Raw genomic sequence first — 24,899 nt, forward strand, 5'->3', positions numbered from 1 at the left:
GGAGGCTTTGCATGGATACCATCGAGCGCCGCGACATCGCTGCAACCGTAGAGGCGGCGCTGGACAGCCGCTTCTCGGCCCGCGCCTTTCTATCCACACCGGTGCCGCGCGAAACGGTCGAGGAGATTCTGGCCCTAGCCTCGCGCGCGCCATCCGGGGTCAACATGCAGCCCTGGAAAATGACCGTGATCAGCGGCGAGACTCGCGCCGCGCTCGAGCGCGACTTGCTCGCGGCCCATGACGACGGCGGCATGGCGCACCAGGAAGTGCCGTATTATCCCGCCGAGCCGTTCCCGGAACCCTACAAGACGCGTCGGCGCACGGTCGGCTGGGCACTCTACGGTGCACTCGACATCGGCAAGGGCGAGCGCGAGAAGACCCACGCCCAGCACGCCCGCAACTACCGCTTCTTTGATGCCCCGGTAGCAATGATCTTCACCATTGAGCGCATCCTCGAGATCGGCAGCTGGCTCGACTACGGTATGTTTCTTCAAAGCATTATGCTGGCAGCCCGCGCCAAGGGGCTGCACACCTGCGCTCAAGCGGCCTTTGCACGCTTCCCCGACATCATCCGCAAGCATCTCATCATTCCCCACGACGAGATCGTCATCTGCGGCATGTCTATGGGCTACCTCGATCACGCCGCGCCGGAAAACAATTTTCGCACCGAGCGTGAACCAGTGAAGGACTTTGCCCGGTTTTTAGATTTTTAAAGGGAGTGATCAGTGTAGGTGAGGACCTGGGAGCACTTGGCGCGCTCACCACGCTATCGCTCGGCCGCAACACCCACGACAATGTCTTGGAGGCTCGCCTCGACGATAAGGTGCCAACCGGCGGCAGCACCTACCAGGAGGGGGGGGCATGGCCGGCAAGACCCAGGTAGCAATCCGCGGCGCACAGTTCTTCCTCAATGCCCGAGTGACCTACGAAGGCGTGCCGGGCATCGAGGGATTGCTATTCAACACCCGCATGGTACAGGGCATCTTCGACGACTTGAACCCCGAGACGCGGCATCTCTGGGCCTATCCCGACACCGGCGAATGGGATGCCGAGCGCAATACCAGAGAATTCATTGCTGCCATGGCGAGCTGGCAGGCTCACGGCGTGTTAGCCTTCACGCTTAACCTGCAGGGTGGTAGCCCTTACGGTTATTCTCAAGCTCAGCCTTGGATTAACTCTGCTTTCGCGGCGGACGGAGCCTTGCGCGAAGATTACCTGACGCGCGCGCGACGCATTCTAGAGGCGGCTGACGGGCTTGGCATGGTGGTGATTCTGGGCCTGTTCTATTTCGGTCAGGAAAAGGTTCTGCGCGACGAGACCGCAATCACGCGCGCCGTCGACGCAGCGGCAGATTGGCTTACGGCGGAGGGCCACACCAATGTCTTGTTGGAGATTAATAACGAGTGCAATATTCGCTACGAACAGCCGATTCTCCAGCCCAAGCGCGTACACGAATTGATCAGGCGCGCCAAGGCTGGGCGCAAACTATTGGTCGGCACCAGCTACGGTGGCGGTACAATCCCCGACAGCGCGGTGGTCGTAGCTAGCGATTTCTTGCTGCTGCACGGCAACAAGGTGGAGCAACCCGATCGCATCCGCGAGATGGTGCGCCGGACCCGTCGGATCGGCGGTTACCAGCCCATGCCTATCCTGTTCAATGAGGATGACCATTACGACTTCGACGGGCTCGACAACAACTTTCTAGCCGCGGTTGGGGAACACGCCTCCTGGGGCGTTTTTGACTACCGTTTCGATGGCGAGGAGCCGGAATGCGGCTATCAAAGTGTGCCCGTTGACTGGTCGATCAACTCGGAGCGCAAGCGTGGTTTCTTCTCACTCGCCAAACGTCTTGCCACGGAGGGCTTGCATGACCATCGCTGATATTCGCACACAGCTGCTTTCCGTCCCCTTCGTCGAGCCACCCCAGACCGGTTTTCTCACTCTCGGCGATATCGACTTGCTTGTGGTCGAGGTCGAGCGCCACGACGGTGTCATCGGCACAGGCTATCTACATCCGCTCGCCGGCGGCATGCGCACACTTGATATGTGCATCCACGAAATGTTCAAGCCTCTACTCATCGGTGCCGATGCAGATAATGTCGAAGAGCTTTGGCAAAAGATGTGGCAAGCAACCTTTATTCAGGGCCGCATGGGTATCACGGTGATGGCACAATCTGCGCTCGACATAGCGCTCTGGGACCTCAAGGGCCGTGCCGCCGGCAGACCACTATGGCAGCTTTGGGGTGGCAAGGGAGACCCCCTGCCGATCTATGGCTCGGGCTGCTTTCGCGGCCTTGGCCATGACGGCATGATTAAGAAGGCGCAGCGCTACGTGGCCCAGGGCTTCACGGCGATCAAGATGCAGGTCGCGCACACTTTCAACCACGACGAGGACGTTGCCAATGTGCGCGATATGCGCGCGGCGCTAGGCGACGACATCGAGATCATGGTCGACGTCAACCAAGGCTGGACCGTGGACGAGGCCATCAGCGTTGGCCGCCGCCTCGACGACTACCGCCTCGCCTGGCTTGAAGAACCCGTCATGGCCGATGACTTCGAGGGCTACCACCGCGTTGCAAACGCCATCGCCACGCCCGTTGTTGGTGGCGAAAATCATTTCACCCACCACGACCTCAAGCCGTTCTTCACCAGCGGCAAGATCTCCATCCTGCAGCCCGATGTTATGCGCGGGGGTTACACCGAGCTACGGGTGATTGCTGAGCACGCCCAGCGCGCCGGCCTGACTATTGCACCACACGTCTTCCCCGAGCTGAGCGTGCAACTCAATGCCGCCATCCCCAACCCCTCCTGGCTCGAATATATGGGCTGGCACGACCACCTCTGGGTCGAGCCAGTGCCTGTCGAGAACGGCTTCATAACACCGCCTAAGAGGCCCGGCCACGGCCTCAACTTCAAGCCCGAGTTGTTGCGCGATCATCCCTATCGCGATTGAGCGGACGCATACGTTTTTGAAACCAAATCGCCGGTTGAGGTCCCAGCGTTGCCGCCTATACATGCGGCGGGGGTCATGCCACACTTCCACCATGAAGACTCGTGAACTGGGGAATACAGGCCTGCCCGTGAGCGCCGTCGGTCTCGGCGGCGTGCCGCTGTCTTTACCTGAGACACGGCCCGACGAAGTAACCGCCATCAAGGTCATTCATCATGCCATCGATCAGGGCATCAGTTTTATCGATACGGCGGACAGCTACAGTCTGGGCGAATCCGACATGGGGCATAACGAGCGCCTCTTTCGTCGTGCATTGACAGCGCTGCCTGCAGGCGTACGAGCGCGGGTAGTGGTGGCGACCAAAGCGGGCTTCATGCGCCCGGGCGGGGCCTGGGTTCCCAATGGTCGCCCGGACTATTTGCGGCATCAATGCGAGGCCTCGCTCCGTAATCTCAACGTCGAGCACATCGACCTACTGCAGCACCACCGGCCGGACCCGGACGTGCCGGTGGCCGAGAGTATCGGCACCTTTGCCCGTCTGCGCGACGAAGGGAAGGTACGCTTCATCGGTGTCAGCGAGTACTCGCTGGCGCAGCTAGACGAGGCCCAGGCCGTTACCGCGATCGCGAGCACGCAAAATCAATATTCTCTGGGGCATAGGCAACCCGAGTACGACGGAACTCTTACAGCAACCCGATCGCGAGGGCTGGCCTTCATCCCCTGGAGCCCGCTGGGCGGCATTGCTGCCCCGCCGCACGGAGCACGCGATCTCGCCCGCCGCCACCCCGCCGTTGCTAGTCTGGCCCAAAAGCTGGGTGTAAGCCCGCAGCGATTAGCCGTAGCCTGGTTGCTGAGCAAGGGACCACAGGTGATCGTCATCGTCGGCGCCGCCCGCTCCGCGAGCATTGAGGACTCGGCATTGGCTGCCGAGCTCGTGCTTGATGCCGAAGCCATCGCCGAGATTGACGAGGCGACTGCCTAAGCGTCGCAATAACAACCGTTGATCCAGAACCTAAACGGCTAGAATGCACAAACCACGTGTGCCACGATGGGGCGTATTTCACTTGGAGTGCCCTATGGATCGGCTCAAAGTCACGGATAATCACGTTGCGGCAAACTCGATGACAGGTTCCCCTGTCTACGTACCGTCCCTCCAGATCACAGACGGCCAAGCCGCACCCGTCGCCGCCAATGGCGGACTTTCCTACATGTCGTTCGACCGCAACGGAGATGCGGGAACCGCCGCGGCGTTCGAAGCGGCTTTGGCAATGATCGCCGGGGGCGAGGGGCAACGGGTTGTTGATATGATAGACAACGCGCCCCCGGGGCCCATCGAAACCAAGTGGGGTATCGGCTTTCGCAAGTTCTCGGAATGCGTGGCCTACATTCACGAAAAGGGCGTAGAAGCGCTCTCCGGCGGGTTGGCACTGCCGTTGCCCTACACCGTCTATGAGCAGCCGACCTACTCCATCGTACCGTCCAATGCCGTCTGGCGGGACCCGGCGCGCACGACCGAGGCTGATCTGTTGCGCAAGGAGGAGGAGAACATGAGACGGCGGACCCTCTTCTTCCCGCAGGTGATGCGCGATGCACGGCGCATCGGAGAATATTACCCCGGCCTCGCGCCCGACACCCCCAAATGCATGGACAAGATCGGTGTCTCGCTGGCGCACCTCGACTCCAAGTGCGAGAACTTCTACGACGCGGCCGAAGTGGAGCGTGTGTTCTACTTAGAGATCGAGAAGCTACTTCTGAAATTCTTCCCCGATGCGACGGATGCACTCGTCTATAACCACGATGTATTCGACAAGGACTACCAGGGCGACCGCACGGAAGATCAAGACAATAAGAATCCGGGCGTGAACGCGAGGTACGCTACCATCGTCCATAACGATTTGAACGATAACAGCGGTCGCGTGCGTTGTCGGGAACTGCTCACGAAAAACCTGCGCAACTTCGGGCGCGAGCAGCACTACACCGAGACCGAGGCGGACGCGAAAATGTCGCGGCGCTTCATGTCGATCAATCTCGCCAAGCCGATGGAAACCGTAGAACAATTTCCCTTCGTGCTTTGCGCCTGGCCCTCGTTTGCAAACCAGCCCTACATCACCAACTATCGCATCTACGATGACCGCGTCGGCGAGACCACGCGCTTCACCTACCGCCCAGACCACGAATGGTACTGGTTTCCCCGGCAGACAGAGACCGAAGTCTCGATGCTTAAATGCTACGACTCCGTCACCGACGGTTCGGTCTCGCGTTGGTCGTTCCACACCGCCTGCATCGACCCAACCGTGCCCCTGGATGCGCCCTCCCGCAAGAACGTTGTGGTCCGCTCTTTCGTCTTCTTCTAGAAAGAATAAGGACAGCAGCTAGCGGCGAACGTGCGGGCGCTGGCTATGCCAACCACAAGTAGAGCGGTGATCTGCGCCCGTCAGCTTACTCATTTACGAGGTGGGTCTGATCCGCTCCCATATACTAATCCATGTTGATTGTTGGTTTGTGAGCGGCCTTTGGTATCTGTGTCGCCACACGGCGTTTGGATATCTTGACCAACCGCTTCGATCGTCTCGACCCCAACACCCCCGCCTATTAGTGCCATAGGCTGAGGCCCGGCAGCGAGAGCAATCGATCACGACGGTGTCGGCAGAGCTATGTCGCAGAGCGGTCACTCGGATGGGATTGGAACCGATAATAGTCACGCCGTATGTCGCGCGCCACACGGCGATTACGAGGCTAATCCAGGGTGGCGTTAATCACCCTATGATACAACGCATCAGTGACGACAAAACACTTGCCATAATTTTGAGATGCGCGCACGTGTACGGAAAGCAGATCTGCTGGACGATCAAAGTGATCGGGCACCAAATTGCAGAATTGATCGAGAAACAAAACGCTATTACCGATACACCACGATTGCATAGGCATCGAAGAGGCACTGCGAATTCATCGTCGCAGAAATATAAAATTAGGCGCAATGTCAATAAGTTGCGTCTGGAGGCCGGGACCGGAATCGAACCGATGTAGGCGGATTTGCAGTCCGCTGCATAGCCACTCTGCCACCCGGCCAAGCGCGCGCTTGGTATAGGGGCGAGCATTGGTGCGGTCAAGGAGCGCAGCCGGGCATTGTTTCCTGAAGCGCGGCGCTATAATCTCCACCCGTCTTGGCGCGGATGGAAGCGGCGTGAGCGGTTGCTTCGATTGCCGCACCTTTAAATACAGGATTATGGATGCCCGACTTCGCCACCATGCGCGCCCACATGGTCGAGGGCCAAATACTTCCGAACAAGGTTACCGATCCACGAATCGTCGAGGCCATGGCGATAGTGCCGCGGGAGTGCTTCGTGACAGGCCCGCTCCAGGCGGTGCCCTACGTCGACGAGGACTTGGCGATCGGCAACGGCCGTTACCTTACAGAGCCAGCGGTGCTTGCGCGCATGATCCAGATGCTCGACCCGGGCCATGACAACACGGCTCTCGATATTGGCTGCGCGAGTGGCTATTCGAGTGCCATTCTGGGTCGGCTGGCGGGAACCGTGATAGCACTCGAAAGCGATGTTGAGCTGAGCACCATCGGCGCAAACGTGTTGCCAACATTGGATATCGATAACGTGCTCTTTATAGAGGGCGACTTAACCCAAGGCTATGCCGACCAAGCACCTTACGATGTCATTCTGATTGGCGGCGGTGTCGAAAAGGTACCGGAGGTGATCCTTGAGCAGCTGGCCGAAGGCGGCCGACTGGCCACTGTGATCTCGCAGCCACTTACTGGGGGACACGGACATTTGGGGCAGGTCACATTGTACACGCGCATCGGCGGAGTGGTCTCGTCGCGGGCGCTGTTCGATGCGGCATTACCAATGTTACCGGGATTTAGGGCGTCCCATGAATTTGTATTATGAGACGGCATTACCGATCTGGGAGGATGCAGTCGTGAGTAGGCATGGATTGGCCAGGGCGGTCGTATCGGTATTAGCGTTGACGGTGGTATCGGGTGCCGCATGCGCACAAAGCTTGCAGGAGTCTCTGGCCAGCGCGTATGCCGGTGATCCTCGGCTGCTGGCCGAACGGGCAGCGCTGCGCGCTGTCGACGAGGGCGTACCTAGCGCCCAATCTGGCTGGCGGCCGACCGTCAGCATCAATGGCAGCGTCGGTAGGCGCTATCAGAACAACACCTTGGGTACAGGCGTTTCTACCAACGACTGGACTTCGCCTGCCTCTGCCGACCTGACCCTGTCACAGCCGCTTTGGCGCGGCGGCGCCACAGCGGCTGAGGTTGAGGTAGCGGAGAACCGGGTTTTCGCTGCACGCGCTAATCTGGTGGCCGTGGAGCAGGAGGTGCTGTTGGAGTCTGCTACCGCCTATATCACCGTTGTACGGGATCAATCCGTAGTCGGCCTCAGTATCAACAACGAGCAGGTTTTCGAGCGCCAACTGCAGGCCACCCGCGATCGCTTCGAGGTTGGCGAAGTGACGCGCACCGATGTGGCACAGGCAGAGGCGCGCCTCGCCAACACCGTGGCCGAGCGCATTCGTGCAGAAGGAAATCTAGAGGTCTCGCGCGCCGACTATCGGCGCAGCGTCGGCTCTTTGCCGGGCGAGTTGACCTTTCCGAACGTCGAGGCGTTCTTGCCTCTGCCCGGCACAGAAGACGAAGCGTTAGCCTACGCAACGCAACGCAATCCGGCCATCATCAGCGCCGGCTTTAATTACCGCGCGGCGCTATTCGATATAAGTGCGGCGGCGGCGGCCCTGATGCCGCAGCTGAGTCTGGATAGCGCCCTGCGGCGGAACTGGGATCCCAACTCGTTTTTCTCGGAGACCGATACGGCGGAGATCATGGCCAATGTGACGGTGCCCCTATATCAATCGGGTGCAGAATATGCGCGGGTTCGCGAGCTGCAGCAGACGGCGGTTCAACGCCGCCGGCAGCTGGACGATGCCCGGCGCACGGTGCGCAAGAGGGTTGGGCAGGCCTGGGAAGAGCTTAATGCGGCTAAAGCTGGCATCCGCGCCCTAGAATCCTCCGTCAATGCCAATGAGATCGCTCTCGAAGGCGTGCGCCAGGAGGCCGATGTTGGCGCCCGCACTGTGCTCGATGTGCTTGATGCCGAGCAAGAGCTGTTCGAAGCTCGTGTGGCCCTGGTACGGGCAAAAACAGAGGCAACTGTATCCGCTTTTCTCCTGACCGAGGTCATTGGCGGCATGACGGCGGCTGCGTTGAGGTTGCCTGTGACGCTGTACGATCCGTTAGTGCACTACGACGATGTCGTGGACAAATGGATCGGCTTTGACGGTGATTTCGACGGCGTCGATATCTTCGATTTCGGGTGGGATTAACTGGAAATTGATTTTGGCACCTGAATATGACCCTGTAAGAGGCTATTATCTAACTCCCTTTGAGCCGTCGTCATTAAGGCGCTATTAACCCGGGCCTTCGATGGTGCTGTTGAGAGCAGGCGATGATGCCAGAAGCTCGCAGGCATCGGCGACTTCGATATTGTGGTTCTCTAGTATAGGCTACCGTAAGCGATGCGAAGGAATGTCCTATAGCTATGACTGAGGACAAAGGGCAACAGGAACCCTCGATGGAGGAAATCCTGTCTACGATCCGTCGAGTTATATCCGATGATGGCGAGAGGGAAGGGGAAGATGCGCCTGCCGAGATAGCAGCCGAATCGGGACCAAGATTGAAGCAGGAACCAGAAGACGACGACGTCCTGGAGTTGACCGAAATCGTCGAAGAAGAGCCAAATCCGGATCTGATATTGGAAGAGCGCTCATCCGATACGGAAGAGGAATCCATGAGTTTACTCGGCGAAGGCCTGGAACCGCATCTACGAGATATCAGCGACATCACGGTCGAGCGCTTAGCGACCAAGATCATGCGGCCCATGTTGCGTGACTGGCTTGACCGTAACCTGCCGGACATGGTTCAAAACCTAGTGCGTGCTGAGATCCGTTGTATTAGCGATAAGGTCAAGCGCTAAGGTCGATTTTGGCAGGGACCGCCTGGGTCCCACCGCCACACTATCACGCCAGGCCGTGCCACGGGCACGGGCACGGTCTTACTGTTCGGGGGTCCCGACCGACGATGCTCGACAAAACCTATCACCCGGAAAAGGTGGAAGGCCGTATCGCCGCGCGTTGGCGTGAGACCGGCGCCTTTGATGCCGATCCGGCCGCGCCCGCAACCCCGTTCTCCGTCATGATGCCACCGCCGAACGTGACCGGCAGCCTGCATATCGGCCATGCCCTCAACATGACCTTGCAGGACGTCCTGACGCGCTACTGGCGCATGAAGGGCCGCAACGCCCTGTGGCAACCGGGCATGGACCATGCCGGCATCGCCACGCAGATGGTCGTCGAGCGGCAGTTGCAGCAAGAAGGGTTAGATCGTCGCGAGATGGGCCGCGAGGCTTTCCTGGAGAAGGTCTGGGCCTGGAAGGCTGAGTCCGGTGGCGCCATCTTCAAGCAACTCGAACGCCTTGGCGCCTCGCCAGACTGGCACCGCGAGCGCTTCACGCTCGACGAAGGGCTGAGCAAAGCCGTGCGCACGGTCTTCGTGCGGCTGTATCGCGAAGGGCTGATCTATCGGGATAAGCGGTTGGTCAACTGGGACTGCAAGTTGCTGACCGCTATTAGCGACCTCGAAGTGGAACAGCGGTCGACAGACGGCCATCTATGGCACCTTAAATATCCGGTAGAATCTACTGATAATACGTATATTATTGTTGCTACAACTCGTCCAGAAACAATGCTAGGCGATACCGCCGTGGCGGTGCATCCTGAGGATCCACGTTATCAGGATATGATCGGCAAAAATGTCCTTCTACCGCTGGTCGGGCGCCTGATTCCGATCATAGGCGATACCTATTCCGATCCAGAGAAAGGCACCGGTGCGGTCAAGATCACACCGGCCCACGATTTCAACGATTTTGAGGTCGGCCGTCGACATGGGCTTGAGGCGATCAATGTCTTCGACGAACATGGCATTCTGAACGACGCCGTGCCCGAGAAATACCGCGGCCTCGACCGCGCTGAAGCGCGCCACCGCATCGTTTCGGCCTTCGAGTCCGCCGGTCTGCTCGACAAGATCGAGGACCACCAGCATGTGGTACCTTATGGCGACCGTTCCGGTACGATCATTGAGCCCTGGCTAACGGACCAGTGGTACGTCGATGCGGAGACCCTGGCCAAGCCTGCCATCGCGGCGGTCGAGGACGGCAGAGTCCGCTTCGTACCCAAAACCTGGGAGAAGACCTATTTCGAGTGGATGCGCAACATCCAGCCCTGGTGCATATCGCGCCAGCTCTGGTGGGGCCATCGCATACCGGCCTGGTACGGTCCTGACGACGAGATTTTCGTTGCCATGGACGAGGCCGAGGCTCTTGCTGCAGCCGAGGCGCATTACGGCCAAGCAGTCGAGATGAGGCGAGAGTCCGATGTCCTCGACACCTGGTTCTCATCCGGTCTCTGGCCCTTCTCGACACTCGGCTGGCCCGGGAAGACTCCAGACCTGAAGACCTGGTACCCCGGAGACGTCCTGATCACTGGCTTCGACATCATCTTCTTCTGGGTCGCCCGCATGATCATGATGGGCTTGCATATGATGGGCGAGGTGCCCTTCCGCGAGGTCTACATCCATGCCCTGGTGCGTGACGCCAAGGGTCAGAAGATGTCGAAAACCAAAGGCAACGTCATCGATCCGTTGTCGTTGATGGACAACTATGGCACCGACGCAGTGCGCTTCACCCTGGTCGCCATGGCGGCCCAGGGACGCGATATAAAGCTTGCTGAGGACCGCGTTGCCGGCTATCGCAACTTCGTCACCAAACTGTGGAACGCGGCACGCTTCTGCGAAATGAATGGCTGTCGCGTGGACGGCAGCTTTGACCCCGGCACTTGCGAAGCGCGGACCAACCGCTGGATTGTAGGCGAGACGGTAGCGGCCGTCGGCGCCGCAGCCGAGGCCATCGAAGCCTACCGCTTTAACGAGGCGGCACAAGGCCTTTATGCTTTCGTCTGGCACGGCTTCTGCGACTGGTACCTGGAAATCGCCAAGCCCGTTCTCTACGGCGACAACTGCCCGGCGAAGGACGAGACCCGTGCCACTGCCGGCTGGGTTCTCGGCCGCATACTCGAAGCTTTGCACCCGTTGATGCCGTTTGTCAGCGAGGAACTGCATGCTAACCTCGGCGGCTCAGCGCTGCTGACAACGTCGCCCTGGCCAGTACTATCAGATGTGCCGGTCGATCAGACCGCGCGCGACGAGATAGCCTGGGTCGTGCGTCTGGTCGGTGAGGTCCGCTCGGTACGCGCCGAGATGACGGTGCCGCCGTCGGCTACGGTAGCGCTAACCGTTATCGAAACAAGCGCAGAGGCACGCGGTCTTCTAGCCAGGCAGCGGGATGTGATAGAATCCTTGGCGAAGGTTGAGTTGGCAATCGCGGAGGGTGACGAAATGGCTCCGTCAGGCACGGTGCAAGCAGTATTCGAGGATGCTAGTCTGTTTCTGCACGTGGCCGATGTCGTCGACCTTGCCGAGCAGCATGACCGCCTGGCGCGCGAAATAACGAAAATCGAGGACGAAATCGCTAAACTGGACAAGAAGTTAGGAAACGAAAACTTTCTCGCGCGGGCGCCCGAGGCTATCGTCTTCGAGCAACGCGAGCGCCGCAACGAGGCCGAACAGTCGCGTCTCAAACTCGACCGCGCAATGGCGCGCCTGGCAGGGGTTTAGAGTCGTGGCGGGCAGGGCATTCCCCATGTGCCGCCAGCGCGCTGCCTGCTCCAGAAAGGCACCATAGACGCCACCAGGATCTCCCCGCGGTCGGAAAAGATCTGGCTAACGCCCGTTGATTGTCACCACCACGCGACGGTTGCGCGCTTCTCGAACGCCGTCCGCGGTCGCCACCAACGGGTCAGATTCTCCGACGGCGCTACCCCGAATGCGATTGGCGGCTAGGCCCTGACTAACCAGGGCTTCGGTCACGGCCGCCGTACGGCGTTCCGAGAGGCGTTGGTTGTAGCGCTCCGAGCCAGAGCGATCAGCATGCCCAACCAGGATCAACTCATCCACTGCGCCCAGCCAATCGGCAACGATATTGTCGATCACCAACTGTGCTATCGGCGTGATGTTCGACTTATCCCAATCAAAAAACAAGGTGTAGAAGCGTGGCATGGTCGGCGGCGGCGCCTCCACCACAGGTGCCTGTACGGCAGGTGGCTCCACGGCAGGTGCCTGCGCGGCAGGCGGTTCCACGGCAGGTGCCTGTGCGGCAGGCTCAGGCAGTGGCACTGTATTGCTGATCACGATCTTGCTGATGTGGTAGCAATCGCGCCTTCCCCACCAACCCTCGATATCGAGGGACAGTTTGTGCGTCACCTGGGCATTGGTCAGACGCTCGCAGTCCACCGGAAAGATGTAGTAGCGTTTCGCCACGCCGCCTGAGGGCAGGTAATCCCCTTGGGCGAGAGGACTTGCGGTCAAACGCCCTTGGTCGTCAAAAAAGCTGAGGCCGTATTCGAAGTTGGTGGCGTCGCTATCCAAGTTGTTGTGCAGCCCAATATAGACTGCACAAGACTGGTCGGGGGCTTCGGCCCGATCCACGAAGACGGCGAAATCGTATTCCAGGTCGTTGCCCTGTCGAATCGGCACGCAACCGATCAGTGTCGTTGCCACCAAAGCCACAAGTGCTAGCCGAAGCATGATATTCCCCCTTGCCGAGGTTGAGGCTGCATGCCGGCAGCAAAGCATGGCACACATAAGGTCCGGGTCGTGTTCCAACGTAGTGCGACTGCCAGGGGCATCATCTTTCCTCGAGATAGCGGGCCAAACCATCTTTCGAAGAGAGCATTGGGTGCTTCACAGCGACCATGGCATGCTTACCTCCGGCGCTGTTGCATCATGTTCCGCGCCCTTAGCACTCTGTATTATGGAGCTTCGGATCACGGTTGCCACTGAAGCGACCGAGTACGACGAGAATTTGTGCAGAACGGGGCAAAATTAAGACTTTTCCCATTTTTTTCTTTATCTCTGGCCGACATGAATTGACGTGCCGGCACGCTGGCAGTCCTTGATCAAATTCGCGACAATGCGCGGATCACCCAGATAGTAGCTATCGACTGCGCTGGTCACGGCGTACGAATTACTAGTCTCATGGGTTAGATAGTCGTAACGGCCAGGCGAATCCAAAACCAACGACAGCACGCCGTGGCGGTTGACTCGGAGGCGAGCAAAACTATTCCCCCGCTGGCGGCCACGCGCCATGAGATACGGAATTTCCGCGCAGGCCGTGCCAAGTAAGCGATCGAATTCCTTGATACGCTCGTACTGGGGATTAGGTTCGATTTGATTACGGTAGTAGACGTTCCAAGGCATCAATCCGTCGATCGGTCGGTATGTATGGAACTCCGCTTTTGACGAAACGATGGAGCCATTGGGAAAGTAGACTGCTACTTGGTTCTTCAGCAGCACGCGATCGCCCAGGATGTCTCCCGATCGCAACAGGCGCTCGATGCGAGGTTCTAGAATCCGCCCAACGGAATCGTCGAACCGCAACAATTTCGAGTGGTCGATCGAAATTTCAACGAACTCCTCGAAAGGCAGGATCGGCTGATCACTCGTCTGGGCAGGAGTGGTAATGCTGAGAAGGGCAAGGACGAACACGCCGTCGAGTGCCCGTCGGGCTCTCATTTGCTCCCCTCCATTGCCTCGCTCAATTGTGTTTCAGCAGACACGTCAACTCCGCCAGCGTACAGCAAGGGTGACAGAATAGCCGAGATTTGCGTTCCGTCCACGTGCCAGGGCTAGGATTTGGCGCCTGTTTACGCATCGTCCGAAACAGAAAGGGCCCAGAAAAGCATGGTCCTCGCGCCTTTCGACCCCATAAGGACCGATCGCGCTGTTGTCGCCTATTCCACGACGGTAACCACCACCTAGCGATCGCGCTGCTCACGCCGCCGATTTCTCTGGTACATACGTTACAAACATAATCTAAAGCTTTCGATCTGAACAAGCGTAGAGGCTCCCAGATTGAGCAAATCCGCTCAAGATCAAAGATTTACCTAATTCATGTCACAGTGTGACCAATTGGTAACTATTTAGTAGGGTCTTAAGTTTGTCCGGTCGGGTCTGAGTTGGTGTCAACAGGAACCGGGCGACACACGGTACCATGTAGTGTAGGTCGTCATAGACGGTATCGGCGCACAGGATTGGCTACTCGGAATGGGGCTTGCGAGGTGACGGGTCGAAGATACATGGCGGTGGCGCTTGTCGCTTTGTCCATATGCGCCACAGGTGACGGGCAGCTGGTCGCCAACGACTATCTTCCCGATTTGATATCCGAGGTCGACGAAGCACGCATCGGTGCGGAGCAGCACGACCAGATCCTGGCCGAGTTCGGTGGCGCCTATGACGATCCCAAGATTGCTGCCTATGTCGACAGTATCGGTCAATTTCTCGCCCTGACCTCAGAGCGACCCAACGTTAAGTTCACCTTCACAGTCCTCAACAGCCCGATCGTCAACGCTTTCGCTTTGCCTGGCGGCTATATCTATGTCAGTCGCGGCTTGCTGGCCCTGGCGGGCGACGAGGCTGAATTGGCTGGAGTGATCGCGCACGAGATCGGCCATGTAGCAGCGCGCCACGGGGCGCAACGCATGTCTAGTGGGATCATGGCCCAGCTCGGTTTGGGCCTGCTAAGCATACTGACCGACAGCCCGGAGCTTTCCGGTATCGCGCAGCTTGGCGCCATGGCGGCGATTCAGGGCTACTCACGCGACCAGGAGTTCGAGGCCGATATGCTGGGCGTGCACTATCTCGAGCGCGCTGGATTCGATACCGAAGCCATGGCCTCGTTCTTAGCCAAGATGCGCGCCCACAGCGAAGTCGAAGGGCGTATTGCCGGGCACAGCGGCAGTGGCGATCAGTTCGACATATTTGCCACCCACCCGCGTACGGCGGAGCGGGTCCGCCGCGCCGTTCAGGCAGCCAACGTCAGCCGTGTGGCACAACCGATCGTCGGGCGCGAGATCTATCTCAACAAGATCAATGGCATGTTGTTCGGCGACGACCCGGGCCAGGGCGTGGTGCGTGGTCGCCAGTTTTTGCACCCAGATCTCGGTTTCCGCTTCGAGGCGCCACCGGATTTTTCTCTCCTCAATGGTCAAACCCAAGTATTAGGGCGCGGGCCCGACGGTGCGATACTCGTCTTTGATGCCGATTCACGCCCTGACGGGCGCCCGATGACTGGTTACCTACAGGATATCTGGGCAGAGGGAACGCCGGTGCGCGAGCTGCAGCGCTTCTATGTGGACAACCGCGAGGCAGCGACCGCGATGGTACGGCTCGATCTCAATGGCCAGCCTGCCGATGCGCGCTTGATCGCTATTGGCTTCGACTCGACGGTGATCTACCGCTTCGTCTTCCTGACGCCAACCACCGTGACCGCGCACTTCTATCCTTTATTCCGCGAGACCGTCTACAGTTTCCGCGGCTTGAGCGCGTCAGAAGCCGACGCCATCCGACCACACCGCTTGGTGTTGCACTGGGTGCGAGGCGGAGAGACCTCGGCGCAGATCGCGTCGCGCATGCCCAGCGACCGTTATGCGCTGGCTCGCTTCCTGGTGCTCAATGGACTTTACCCGAACCAAGCACTGGGCCAGGGCTGGATGCTCAAGACCGTGGTCGAATAGCGCCGTCCCATGCGCATCGCGGTTGGCGGATTTCTGCACGAAACCAACACTTTCGCTCCTAACAAAGCGAGCTTCGCCGATTTCGAAGCGGCCGATGGCTGGCCCGCCCTGACGCAAGGTGAGGCGTTGCCGAAAGCCGTTGCCGGGATGAACCTGGCGGTAGCCGGATTCCTCGAAACTGCCTATGCCGCCGGAGACAGCTTGGCGCCGTTGCTTTGGTGCGCCGCTGTGCCCTCCGCCCAGGTCAAGAAAGACGCCTTCGAGCGCATCACCGCCATGCTCCTGGCAGCGCTGGAGGCGGCGGGGCCCGTGGATGCAGTCTATCTCGACTTGCACGGTGCTATGGTCACCGAGCACCTGGAAGATGGCGAGGGCGAGCTTTTGGCCCGCTTGCGACAGGCCGTCGGGGCTAACACCCCCCTGGTGGCGAGCCTTGACTTGCATGCCAATGTTAGCCCGCGCATGCTGACCGAAAGCGACGCGTTGGTCAGTTATCAAACCTATCCCCATGTTGATATGGCAGAGACCGGTGCCCGCACGCACACGCTGCTCACGCGCTTGGGTGAAGGCAATCGGCCGGCCAAGACCATGCGCCAGGCGGACTACCTGATGCCACTCGTCTGGCAGTGCACTGACATGGAGCCTGCGCGCGGGCTGGCGGCGCGATGTCGCGAGCTAGCGGTGGGCGAGGGCGTCCGGTCGATGTCCCTGGCTTACGGCTTTCCGCCTGCCGACATACACGATTGTGGTCCGGCCGTGCTGGCCTATGCCGATGACCAGACAACGGCCGACGCCGTCGCCGATGCGCTGGCTGAAGCTATTACTGTGGCGGAACCCGGCTTTGCTGGACATATCTACGCGCCGGTCGAGGCCGCAGCGCTCGCCCGCGCCCCTACCAGGCGCCCGCTGATCATGGCGGATACCCAGGACAATCCGGGTGCCGGTGCAGCATCCGACACCGTCGGCATGGTGCGAGCGCTGCTTACCGCCGAGGTCACCGATGTGGTGTTAGGACTGCTCTACGACCCTCAAACGGCGGCCCAGGCCCACGCTGCAGGCCTCAGCGGCATCATCCGGGTCAAGCTCGGTGCCGGAAGCGCCTGGGAAGGCGAGGTACCTTTTGTCGGCAAGGCCGAGGTGGTCGCCCTCGGCGACGGCGACTTCAAAGCCACGGGGCCGATGTTCGTCGGCTCGCGGATGCGGCTCGGGCCGATGGCGGCGCTGCAAATTGGTGGTTTGACGGTCGTGGTCTCCTCGCAGCGCATGCAAGCGGCGGATCAGGCCATGTTCCGTCATCTCGGCATCGAGCCCGCCGATCATACCGCGCTGGTGCTCAAGAGCTCGGTGCATTTTCGCGCCGACTTCACGCCGATCGCAGGCGAGATCATCGTCGTGGCCAGTCCCGGGCCTAACCCGGTCGATCATCTGGCACTTGACTATCGGCGTCTGCGGCCAGGCCTGCGTCTAGTGCCACTTGGGCCGGCATACAACGGTTAACGAGCAACAGCCCGGCGAAGATTAAACCATGCCGAGGGCGTGATAGGGCCGTGGCGCCTCGCCAAAAAAACCATGCCAAGAACCGTCGTGAAGAGCGGCATCAGATGTGGGAACATGGCGCTGCGGTCGGCGCCGATCCTAGCGATGTCGCTCATGTCGCGCTCTCTAGCTCACACCACACCGGGGTATGGTCAGAAGCCTTGCTCTTGCCGCGTGGTACCATGTCTATATCGCAAGCGTTCAGGCGATCAGCCGCTTGAGGCGATAGCAGCAGATGGTCAATGCGCAAACCCCGGTCGCTCTCGAAGGCACGACGCTGGTAGTCCCAGAAGCTGTAGCGCCCGGTCTCGGCATGCAGGGCACGGAAGGCCTCCGTATAACCGAGGTTGAGAATTTTCCGGAAGGCCCGGCGCGTATCGAGGCGGAACAAGGCATCCTCGGCCCAGCCAGCGGGATCATAGACATCGCCCGGCGCAGGGATAACGTTGTAATCACCGGCCAGCACCACCGGCTCTTCCGATGTCAGCAGGCTCGCCGCATACTCGCGAAGCCGTACCATCCAAGCCAGCTTGTAAGGATATTTCTCGCTGTCGACCGGATTGCCGTTTGGCAGGTAGATAGAGGCGACTCGGACCCCGTCAGCGCCAGCATCGACCCAGGCCTCGACATAGCGTGCCTGCTTGTCCGTCTCGTCGCCGGGCAGGCGCTCGACAATATCTTGCAGGGGAAAGCGCGAGAGGATGGCGACTCCGTTGTATGATTTCTGCCCGACCACGGCGCAGACGTAGCCGCGCTCCTCGATCTCCAGCGCCGGAAAGCTCTCCGCCACCGTTTTGATTTCCTGCAACAGCAGCACGTCGGGAACCGCTTCATCGAGCCAGGCAAGCAGGTTTGGTAAGCGCGCCCTGACCGAATTGACGTTCCAGGTGGCGATGCGCACCCCTCAGTCCTCGAGCCGGCTTGCACGCTCTTCCGGCGTTACACTGCGATAGTTCTCCTTTTCGTTCTGTACACAGCCCGCCATCTCGGTCGTTCTCGACCCGAAACCGTATTCGGCGCAGTGCTTCTGTAAGCGGGTCAGACGCTCATCCTCGACATTGGCGCAAATGGCAGACAGAAGAGTGATTCTCAGGCACACAAAACTCATTTTCAGGCTCCCCGCGCCTTCGCGACAGTTAGCATATCGTAGCGTGATTCTTGGGTCCGAACACAGCCGGAAACCAAGAATTGATGGGTTTCTCGTGACACCGGTCAGGAATTCGAAGCGAATCCGGACCACTATGTGACCCGCACCACTGTCGTCGGCGCTCGTACCCCCTGCATTCTTTCCAACGGAAGAAGCAAAACCGGATCGCATGGAAGTTTAAAATGTTTGTCAGCAAGACCATCACGGACCTGAAGGACACCGGCACCCGTCTCGCGCAACATGCGTGCAGTTTTTTAGGCGTCGCGGTCTGCACCCCGATCGACCATCAGATCTACACACTGGCCCCAAGACACCAGCTTGCAAGGCGGCACTGCTGCCACCCTGCTGGTCCCGCAAGCTGATCGTTGCCGGCCTGACCCCGAGGGGATCTATCTCTGGGTCTGCCGCGCCCAAGAGCGCCTCCCCGCCGACAGCGGTTGACCGCCCTCCAGCCACTCCCTATTGTCCGCTCGCTTGAGCCCGTAGCTCAGTTGGTAGAGCACCTGACTTTTAATCAGGTTGTCGTTGGTTCGAAACCAACCGGGCTCACCAATTAAAATGAAGACTTGGCGAAAAGGCACTGGAGCCGAGTATTGGCCCACCTCGGACCTTTTTCCCGTCGTTGACGCAGTCGACTGGGACAGGTGGGGAATCGTTGACTCAAAAGAATTAGAGGCCAGCGTTCCAGCTGGCCTCCAACGGAACTTGCTCTACATAGGCGGCGAAGAGATTACTCCGCTGCCTGGCCGGTGATAGCCACCTCGACCAACGTGTCGGAGAAGGTGGGCGCATTCCCATAGTCGGCAAAAGCCGGCGGGATGATCGGTCATGGCTACTTCTAGCTGTTCTCCGCAGTGGGCTTAAGCACCCAAACGAACAGTGCAGTTGCCAACAAGGCGCCCACGATCTGCGCCACGATAAAGGCCGGGGTATCGGTCGGGCGGATCCCTGTAAAAGTAGTTGTGAAGGAACGTGCGAAGGTCACGGCCGGATTGGCAAACGAGGTCGAGGAGGTGAACCAATAGCCGGCCGTGATGAACAGGCCGACGGCATAGGGTACGGCCTCGGGTCGCGCCCGCAGACAACCGAGAATCGTTGCCACGAGTCCGAAGGCAGCCACCATCTCGGCCACCACCTGGCCCGAGCCCGCACGCTCTTTGATGCCAAGGCTGAGAATCGGCTCGGAGAACATGAAATGGGCCAGCGCGACACCGAGCACAGCGGCAACAGCCTGGCACAGCACATAGGCGGCCGCATCGCCTGGTGGGATCGCCTTTTGCACGGCGAAGGAGAGGGTGACGGCTGGATTGAAATGAGCGCCCGATATGGGCCCGAAGACCAGAATTAGCACCGCCAGGATGGCGCCTGTCGCGATCGTATTGCCGAGCAGGGCTATAGCCACATTACCGCCTGCCAGGCTTTCCCCCATGATGCCAGAGCCGACCACGGTTGCGAGCAGAAACGCCGTGCCGACAAACTCGGCGATCAGGCGTTGTGACAACGAATAGCGCATCAGACGAGCGCCCGGAAGAAGACCTCGGGCGCCACATTGCCGCCTGACAGCACCACGACCACGGTCCTGTCCCGGCAATCCAGCTTACCGCTGAGCGCAGCCGCCAGCGCCACCGCACCACCCGGCTCGAGAACGATCTTGAGATGGCGGAACGCCACGGCGATAGCGGCAAGTGCTTCCTCGTCATTGACCATAATACCCTCCGATAGCGTATTCCGATTGATGGCGAAGGTAAGCTCACCTGGCTCCGGCGCCAGCAGCGCATCGCAGATGGAGCGGGCTTCCAGATCATTAGCCTTACGCTCGCCCACCACCAGCGAGCGAGCCGTATCGTCGAACCCTTGCGGCTCAACCGGATGGACGGCAATGCCCGGCAGATGGTCAATGAGCGCAAGCGACGTGCCGGCGATCAGCCCACCGCCCCCGCAACTGACCAATGCGGCGTCCGGCCTAAGCCCGAGCGCGGTAGCTTGCGCCGCGACTTCCAGGCCTACGGTCCCCTGGCCGGCTATGATCCAGGGATCGTCATAGGGGCGAACAATGGTAGCGCCGCGGTCCTTGGCCAGCGCCGCACCGATATCCTCGCGGCTTTCGTTGTAGCGGTCGTACGAGACAACCTCCGCGCCAAGCGCACGCGTATTCTCAACTTTCGGCGGTGGTGCGTCCGAAGGCATGACGATCGTCGCGGGGACACCTAGCAAGGTCGCTGCAGCAGCCACGCCCTGTGCGTGATTACCCGACGACCAGGCCACCACGCCATTGCCGCGCTCGGCCTCGGGAATGCGGCTGATGCAGTTGTAGGCGCCACGGAACTTGAACGAGCCAGTGCGCTGCAACGGCTCAGCCTTCAAAAGCAGGCAACCGCCGACCATCGCATCGATGGCTGGTGCATTGAGTAGCGGCGTGGCCACGGCGTGGCCGCGCAAACGCCGCGCAGCATCGACTATATCATCGATCTGAGGCAGACCATTCAACATGGTCACTGGGTGGTATGGCCGAGCATCTCTGCCATCAGAGTAAGCTTCGGCCTGTCCCCGCGTCCGGCAAGCAAGACACTGTATACTTGTGTACTCTCAAGGACGCGCTGAACATAGTTGTGGGTTTCTCTAAAGGGAATTTCCTCTATCCAATCGATGACATCGATACTGGGCGAGCGGGGATCACCATTGCGACGAAGCCACTGACGGACACGGCTGGGACCGGCATTGTAGGCGGCAAAGGCAAGCACGTAAGACCCGCTGAATCTCGTTAGTTGCTCTGCCAGATACGTGCTGCCAAGCTTCAGACTGTACGCTGGATCGTCGAGCAGGCGGTGCGGCTCGTATGCGATGCCCAATTTTCCCGCCACCAGCTTGGCAGTGGCGGGCATGAGCTGAAAAAGGCCGCGTGCGCCGACGCGGCTGACGGCCCCAGGATTCATCTCGCTTTCCTGGCGCGCCAGCGCCAACATCACCGCGAGTTTGGGCGCCCCCGCCTCGGACGCCCATTGGGTGAAGACCTTGGGCACGGGATAGGCAGCATCCAGCACCATGACGCCGTCGCGTTGGGCCCGCTTAGCAGCGCGAATCGCGATATGTGACTGGTCGTAATCGAGTGGGATTCTGGCAATTCGTATGCGCTCCAGCGGCGTCGACGCCTGATCGAGTGTATGCGCCAGCACAAGGCTTACAAGCTTATCCTCACCGAGCTCGCCTAGTAGGCGCGCCAGGCGAATCTGCTCGCGGGCCTCGAAGTCGGCCGCAGTTTGCGGGCGTATGGTCGCCGGCAAGCGAAGCACGCTACGGCTAAGGGCGATGGTGGCGAGTTGGCCGTAATAGCTCGTCGGACGCGAGGCAGCCCTTTGATACCAGATGGCCGCATCAGAGCTGTTTCCGTCCGCAGAGGCAGCGCGGGCCGCCCAATATGCGGCACGGCCGACACTGATCGGAAGTTTAACCACATTGTGCATGGCAACGAAGTGCCCGAACGCAGTTTTTGGTTGACTCAGGTGGCGCAGTGCCAACCAACCAGCTAGCCACTCCGCCTCCGCCACGCCGGCGGCTCGCGTCTGCCTATGGGCTGCGATGATGCGGTAGGCCTCCGCATAGCGCCCACCGGTCATCGCCTTGCGCGTCAGAGTCATGCGTTGCTTGAGCCATTGGCGCTCATCACCAAGTTCAGCAGGGGGGCTGGACAGCAGTGCCATCGCACCACTGTCATTGCCGTGGTTCTGGCGCCAACGTATGCGCTCGTAGAGCAGGCCTGGATCCGTGAGGAGAGTCGGCGGCACCTGTCTCACGGCAGCGTCAACCCCGAAGACGCCCCTGATCAAGGCGATACGGGCCTTGGCCAGCAGGCGATGGTCCTCGTCAAGATAGGGCAAGACCCGTCGCGCCACTGTGACCTGCTGGCGCCAAAGCAGCCGATCGATACGCGCCCAATGATCGGCGGGGCGTAATAGAGCGGCATGCTCGCGGATGAGTTTGCTTTCGATAGCGCTATCGAAATTGTGTCTGGCCCAAGCCTCGCGCAGCAGCGCCGCGCCACCTACGCCATCACCGCTGGCAATGAGCGCGCTGCCGAGGCGGTATTTGCCATGGCCGGTGAGCGGCGGCAGTTGTGAGAACCAGGCGACCACTACGGACGGCGCGAGGTCGGCAGGCATGGCGTCCTCGCCGCGCCGGCGAATGGGCGCCAGTCCGGGCCAATCCGAATTGGCAGCCAGAAAACCGGTCACTTCCGCAAAAGTCGAGGGCTTCTCCCTCAGGCGCAGCGTGCGCCAGACCACAAGCTTAGCAACAAGCGGATCGGATGCCGTCGCCGCCTCAGCACGGGCGGTTTCCCAGTTGCCCCTGTTAATGGCCTGCATGGCCCGGTGGGCAATAGTCAAGTCTGCGCCATCGACGGGGTCCGGTGGATGGGCGACCACATCTGGCACCACTATCACAGCCATCACGGCAAGCATGCCTAGCCACCCACCCCGTAATCTCGCCATGCTTCACCTCGCCTGTTGTCTTCGCAGTATAGCGGAACCCCCAGCACGGCAGGGTTTCAAATGCGCTTGAGGGGGCGTATGATTCGCTCTTCTTGCAAGATTTTTACCGCTACTCCGCCTCTGCGGGACAGGAGACGGCCATGTTCAAAGGATCGATTACTGCGCTCATTACCCCGTTCGCAAACGGGAAGGTAGCGGAGAAAGCGTTTCAGAAATTCGTCGACTGGCAGATCCAGCAGGGTGCTCATGGCGTCGTGCCGTGCGGGACGACGGGCGAATCGCCGACCTTGAGCCATACCGAGCACCGGCGCGTTACCGAGCTTTGCATCGAGACAGTAGCTGGGCGTGTGCCGGTGATTGCCGGCACCGGCTCAAACTCAACCGAGGAATCAGCCAGCCTGACGAAGCACGCCCATCAGATGGGGGCTGACGCGGCGCTGGTAGTCACGCCCTATTACAACAAGCCCACACAAGCTGGACTGTACGCGCATTTCGAGAACGTAGCCGCGAGTGCCGACATCCCAATCATCATTTACAACATTCCCGGCCGCTCTGTGGTCAACATGAGCATCGAGACTATGGCTAGGTTGGCCGAGATTCCCAACATCATAGGCGTCAAGGACGCCACCGCAGATCTCACACGACCGATGCTGGAGCGCCTGGCGATCGGTGACGCCTTCTGCCTGCTTTCTGGTGAGGATGGCACGGCGCTCGCTTATCTCTCTCATGGCGGCCATGGCTGTATCTCAGTGACGGCTAACATCGCACCGGCCTTGTGCGCAGCGGTGCACGAGGCTTGGCAGGCGGGCGATCCCGCAAAGGCGCTGTCCCTCCATGATACGCTCATGCCCCTGCATGATGCCTTGTTCGTGGAAACCAGCCCGGCACCGGTGAAGCATGCTGCAGGTTTACTTGGCCTTTGCTCGCCCGAGCTCAGACTGCCGATGGTCAATATCGGCGAGGCCACCGCTGACGGCGTGGCGGCGGCGTTGAAGTCAGCGGGTCTGCTTGGCGAGGGTGTTACCCGGTGGCGGGTAGCGACGTAACTCACAGGGCGGTCGCCCAGAATCGCAAGGCGCGGCACGACTATTTCATCGAGGACAGCCTCGAAGCGGGCCTGGTGCTGGTCGGCACCGAGGTCAAGTCGATGCGTGCTGGGCGTGCCAGTCTTGGTGATTCCTATGCCGAGGCACGCGACGGTGAGATGTTTCTACTCAACGCTAACATCTCCCGCTATCCGGCGGCCAATCGCCAAAATCACGAGCCGATGCGGCCTCGCAAACTGCTCCTGCACCGGCGCGAGATCGCGCGGTTATCAGGCCTCGTGCAGCGTCAGGGCTATACGCTGGTGCCGCTCAAGCTCTATTTCAACGACCGCGGTCGTGCCAAGGTAGAGATTGGTATTGCGCGCGGTCGCAAGCAACATGACAAGCGCGAGCGTGAAAAAGAGCGGAGCTGGCAGCGCGAAAAAGGGCGCCTGATGCGTGAGAGAGGGTAATCATGACGAGGTGGATCATGGCGATCTGCCTGGGCCTGCTGACGTTGGGCTCGGCGAATGCAGAGGGGTCCGGGTTTGACTTCAATTTTACCTCGATCGAAGGCGAACCCATGCCGATGTCGCAATATCGTGGGCGACCGGTGTTGCTCGTCAATACGGCGTCGTTTTGCGGCTTCACACATCAATACGAGGCTTTGCAGGCCCTGTGGGAAACCTATCGCGATCGTGGTTTGATCGTGCTCGGCGTGCCGTCGAACGATTTCGGCGACCAGGAACCTCACGGCGAAGCTGCGATCAAAGACTTCTGCGACGCCAACTATCAGGTCGACTTTCCCATGACAACTAAGCAAGTGGTGAAGGGTGAGGGTGCACATCCGCTCTATCGTTGGATCGCCGAGCGACTCGGGGCCAGCGCGGCGCCGCGCTGGAACTTCCACAAATACCTGCTCGATCGCAACGGGGCCGCAATCGGCGCCTGGCCGTCACAGGTGGCGCCGCTGGACACGAAGATCGTGGAAGCTGTCGAGCGAGCGCTTTGAGCGAATAAACGGATAAGTCGGCGCCGAGCATAAATTTTGCGAT

The 24,899-nt window shown here is 60.1% G+C and carries 21 protein-coding genes and 2 tRNA genes; 15 read left to right on the top strand and 8 right to left on the bottom strand.

Annotation, left to right across the window (positions count from 1 at the left end; all coding sequences use genetic code 11):
- Nucleotides 1-11 precede the first annotated feature (11 nt).
- From QF629_04050 to QF629_04070, 5 genes are all read left to right on the top strand, one after another.
- Nucleotides 12-713: a nitroreductase gene (locus QF629_04050; protein ID MDP6012707.1), complete on the top strand. Its 702-nt coding sequence runs from the start codon at nt 12-14 to the stop codon at nt 711-713.
- 148 nt (nt 714-861) lie between these two features.
- Nucleotides 862-1,881 carry a hypothetical protein gene (locus tag QF629_04055; protein MDP6012708.1) on the top strand — a complete coding sequence of 340 codons (1,020 nt, stop codon included), beginning with the start codon at nt 862-864 and terminating at the stop codon, nt 1,879-1,881.
- Nucleotides 1,868-2,953: a mandelate racemase/muconate lactonizing enzyme family protein gene (locus tag QF629_04060; protein MDP6012709.1), complete on the top strand. Its 1,086-nt coding sequence runs from the start codon at nt 1,868-1,870 to the stop codon at nt 2,951-2,953. Before QF629_04055 ends, QF629_04060 begins: the two co-directional genes overlap by 14 nt.
- 91 nt (nt 2,954-3,044) lie before the next feature.
- Entirely contained in the window at nt 3,045-3,932 is an 888-nt protein-coding gene (locus QF629_04065; protein ID MDP6012710.1) for an aldo/keto reductase, read from the top strand.
- A 94-nt stretch (nt 3,933-4,026) separates the two neighbouring features.
- Nucleotides 4,027-5,304, top strand: a complete 1,278-nt coding sequence (locus tag QF629_04070) for a CmcJ/NvfI family oxidoreductase (GenBank protein ID MDP6012711.1) — start codon at nt 4,027-4,029, stop codon at nt 5,302-5,304.
- 641 nt (nt 5,305-5,945) lie between these two features.
- Here the strand turns inward: QF629_04070 and QF629_04075 are convergent.
- A tRNA-Cys gene (locus QF629_04075) sits at nt 5,946-6,019 on the bottom strand.
- A gap of 161 nt (nt 6,020-6,180) precedes the next feature.
- Between QF629_04075 and QF629_04080 the strand changes: the two genes are divergently transcribed.
- From QF629_04080 to QF629_04095, 4 genes are all read left to right on the top strand, one after another.
- Complete coding sequence (locus QF629_04080; GenBank protein MDP6012712.1) at nt 6,181-6,852, top strand: protein-L-isoaspartate O-methyltransferase; 672 nt, start codon at nt 6,181-6,183, stop codon at nt 6,850-6,852.
- 31 nt (nt 6,853-6,883) lie between these two features.
- A complete protein-coding gene (locus tag QF629_04085; protein ID MDP6012713.1) occupies nt 6,884-8,290 on the top strand; it encodes a TolC family outer membrane protein in 1,407 nt (468 codons plus the stop codon).
- A gap of 215 nt (nt 8,291-8,505) precedes the next feature.
- Nucleotides 8,506-8,940, top strand: coding sequence for a DUF2497 domain-containing protein (locus QF629_04090; GenBank protein MDP6012714.1), 435 nt, complete (start codon nt 8,506-8,508; stop codon nt 8,938-8,940).
- A gap of 104 nt (nt 8,941-9,044) precedes the next feature.
- A complete protein-coding gene (locus QF629_04095) occupies nt 9,045-11,693 on the top strand; it encodes a valine--tRNA ligase (GenBank protein MDP6012715.1) in 2,649 nt (882 codons plus the stop codon).
- A gap of 105 nt (nt 11,694-11,798) precedes the next feature.
- On the opposite strand, the gene QF629_04100 is transcribed toward QF629_04095, so the two are convergent.
- Nucleotides 11,799-12,662 carry an OmpA family protein gene (locus tag QF629_04100; GenBank protein ID MDP6012716.1) on the bottom strand — a complete coding sequence of 288 codons (864 nt, stop codon included), beginning with the start codon at nt 12,660-12,662 and terminating at the stop codon, nt 11,799-11,801.
- Nucleotides 12,663-12,983: 321 nt separating this feature from the next.
- Nucleotides 12,984-13,649, bottom strand: coding sequence for a hypothetical protein (locus QF629_04105; GenBank protein ID MDP6012717.1), 666 nt, complete (start codon nt 13,647-13,649; stop codon nt 12,984-12,986).
- A 545-nt stretch (nt 13,650-14,194) separates the two neighbouring features.
- Here QF629_04105 and QF629_04110 point away from each other — a divergent pair.
- Nucleotides 14,195-15,649, top strand: coding sequence for a M48 family metalloprotease (locus QF629_04110; GenBank protein ID MDP6012718.1), 1,455 nt, complete (start codon nt 14,195-14,197; stop codon nt 15,647-15,649).
- Between the two features lie 9 nt (nt 15,650-15,658).
- Complete coding sequence (locus QF629_04115; protein ID MDP6012719.1) at nt 15,659-17,146, top strand: M81 family metallopeptidase; 1,488 nt, start codon at nt 15,659-15,661, stop codon at nt 17,144-17,146.
- Between the two features lie 151 nt (nt 17,147-17,297).
- Here QF629_04115 and xth read toward each other — a convergent pair whose 3' ends face one another.
- Both xth and QF629_04125 read right to left on the bottom strand, forming a co-directional pair.
- Nucleotides 17,298-18,086 (bottom strand): exodeoxyribonuclease III, encoded by a 789-nt coding sequence (gene xth / locus QF629_04120; GenBank protein ID MDP6012720.1) that lies wholly within the window; start codon nt 18,084-18,086, stop codon nt 17,298-17,300.
- Between the two features lie 3 nt (nt 18,087-18,089).
- Complete coding sequence (locus QF629_04125; GenBank protein ID MDP6012721.1) at nt 18,090-18,293, bottom strand: hypothetical protein; 204 nt, start codon at nt 18,291-18,293, stop codon at nt 18,090-18,092.
- A 515-nt stretch (nt 18,294-18,808) separates the two neighbouring features.
- Here QF629_04125 and QF629_04130 point away from each other — a divergent pair.
- Nucleotides 18,809-18,884 (top strand) — tRNA-Lys (locus QF629_04130).
- A 286-nt stretch (nt 18,885-19,170) separates the two neighbouring features.
- Here the strand turns inward: QF629_04130 and QF629_04135 are convergent.
- Genes QF629_04135 through QF629_04145 form a run of 3 tightly spaced genes read right to left on the bottom strand, consistent with a single transcriptional unit; the run spans nt 19,171 to nt 22,819 of the window.
- Complete coding sequence (locus QF629_04135; GenBank protein MDP6012722.1) at nt 19,171-19,845, bottom strand: MIP/aquaporin family protein; 675 nt, start codon at nt 19,843-19,845, stop codon at nt 19,171-19,173.
- Nucleotides 19,845-20,822 carry a threonine/serine dehydratase gene (locus QF629_04140; protein ID MDP6012723.1) on the bottom strand — a complete coding sequence of 326 codons (978 nt, stop codon included), beginning with the start codon at nt 20,820-20,822 and terminating at the stop codon, nt 19,845-19,847. Before QF629_04140 ends, QF629_04135 begins: the two co-directional genes overlap by 1 nt.
- 2 nt (nt 20,823-20,824) lie before the next feature.
- Complete coding sequence (locus tag QF629_04145; protein ID MDP6012724.1) at nt 20,825-22,819, bottom strand: lytic transglycosylase domain-containing protein; 1,995 nt, start codon at nt 22,817-22,819, stop codon at nt 20,825-20,827.
- A gap of 140 nt (nt 22,820-22,959) precedes the next feature.
- Here QF629_04145 and dapA point away from each other — a divergent pair, with 140 nt between their 5' ends.
- From dapA to QF629_04160, 3 genes are read left to right on the top strand one after another with little or no spacing between them, the layout of a single operon-like run.
- Nucleotides 22,960-23,865 carry a 4-hydroxy-tetrahydrodipicolinate synthase gene (dapA, locus tag QF629_04150; protein ID MDP6012725.1) on the top strand — a complete coding sequence of 302 codons (906 nt, stop codon included), beginning with the start codon at nt 22,960-22,962 and terminating at the stop codon, nt 23,863-23,865.
- Entirely contained in the window at nt 23,847-24,317 is a 471-nt protein-coding gene (smpB, locus tag QF629_04155; protein MDP6012726.1) for an SsrA-binding protein SmpB, read from the top strand. Before dapA ends, smpB begins: the two co-directional genes overlap by 19 nt.
- 2 nt (nt 24,318-24,319) lie before the next feature.
- Nucleotides 24,320-24,856, top strand: a complete 537-nt coding sequence (locus QF629_04160) for a glutathione peroxidase (protein MDP6012727.1) — start codon at nt 24,320-24,322, stop codon at nt 24,854-24,856.
- The last annotated feature ends 43 nt before the right edge of the window (nt 24,857-24,899 follow it).

It is taken from the genome of Alphaproteobacteria bacterium (assembly GCA_030739735.1).
Taxonomy (GTDB): domain Bacteria; phylum Pseudomonadota; class Alphaproteobacteria; order UBA7887; family UBA7887; genus UBA7887.